This window comes from Pseudoalteromonas sp. Z1A6, from assembly GCF_011378745.1.
GTDB classification, from domain to species: domain Bacteria; phylum Pseudomonadota; class Gammaproteobacteria; order Enterobacterales; family Alteromonadaceae; genus Pseudoalteromonas; species Pseudoalteromonas arctica.
Map to the genome: position 1 here is coordinate 1 of NZ_WTKW01000573.1, position 1,473 is coordinate 1,473.

Annotated in this window: 1 protein-coding gene; it reads right to left on the minus strand. The window is 39.5% G+C overall.

The features are described 5' to 3' along the window. Window positions 1–28: 28 nt before the first annotated feature. Window positions 29–1,372 (minus strand): M24 family metallopeptidase, encoded by a 1,344-nt coding sequence (locus GQR46_RS19580; protein ID WP_165742204.1) that lies wholly within the window; start codon window positions 1,370–1,372, stop codon window positions 29–31. Between the last annotated feature and the right edge of the window lie 101 nt (window positions 1,373–1,473).

Here is a 1,473-nt window from a genome sequence, read left to right on the forward strand (position 1 = left end):
CGCTCAGTGAGCGCCATTTTTTTATACTTTATTTTACAAGCAATAGCTGTGTTTGTCGGCCATTTAAATACCAGACACCGCTTTTATCAAAAATAGCATCTTCCTCTAGCATTATTCTTATTTCTTTATTCCACTGTTTTATAAACACAGCATTGTTAAGCTCAATTGAGTAAGCCGTATTTAAATGTAGCGGATAGTCACCATTTCCCGGTACACCTTGCTGAGAATCCCACATACCTAATGTAGTGCCAGCAGCGTGGCCATGATAGCCAAGAGGATGAGTATAAATAGTGGGTTTTAATCCCTGATCAATAGCGGCTTTTCGTGCTGCAGCTAAAACCTCATTACCGGTTTTACCTACCGCAAATTGATTGGTAAATATGTCTTGTAGTTTATTACCGCTTTTTAGTGCTTCAACTAAGTAACTAGGCGCACTTATTTCGTTTTCTTTGAGCACATACGCATGCTGCTGCGTGTCGGTATTTAAGCGTAAATAAGTAATCCCAAAATCTACATGAAGCAAGTCACCGGCTTGTATAACGTTATCATCGTAGCCATTGGTAAAGCTTTCTTCATGATCGAACGACTTCGCATCGGCGCGCTGAATAGCAATACTCGGGTGAAACCATGTTTGTAGTTTGAGCTCTTTTACGCGCTCTCTAAACCACCATACCAAGTCATCGTTAGTTGTTTCACCAACCGTAATTGTTTTACCCGAAAACCCCTCTGCAATAATATGATGGGCAATAGCGACAATATGTTTATACATTTTAACTTCTTCAGGAATGCGTTGCTCTAACCACGCAACAGCAAGCGGCTCTGCAGAAATTATTTTATTGTGATAAGTGGCGGGCAAGTTAGCCATTAAGGTTTTGTAATCGCCTAGCACAAGGCCATCGGCATGTGCCCAGTCGGTAGAAGTATTAAGCGCAATGTTGCGAGGTTTGTATTGCTCAATAAGTGTATTGAGTGCTTCCCACTGGCTTGGTTGTGTTTGTTTATCCCACCCTTTTTTAAATACGTTACCTATTTTATAAGGCGCAATAGCGTAAGCATCAACACCACCTTGTTTATTAAGTGCAAATAGCAAAATAGTAGTGCGTCTGGCTGAAAGCCATGTTGCAGGCAGCATTGTTTTTAATATTGGATCTTCGTTATATTCACGACTTATAAGTAGCCACATATCAGTGCTGTGCTGCTTCATTAATGAGGGCATTAAGGTATTAACTCTAAGCTCAGTTATTTTATCTATAAACGTAGCGCGCTCTTTCATCGATAAAATAGCGGGAGCGTCATCAGCTTTAACAAAGAGGCTTAAAACAAGCGTAGTTAGCAAGCTTACGTAAAGTAGGAGTTGTTTAGTAAAGTGCATAATTGTTTTATTTTTAGGCTAGTTAATTTATAACATGCCTGAAGAGCGACTATAAAAAAACAATTTGAGATAAACAGCACACAAAAAAGCCCAGCTAAAAA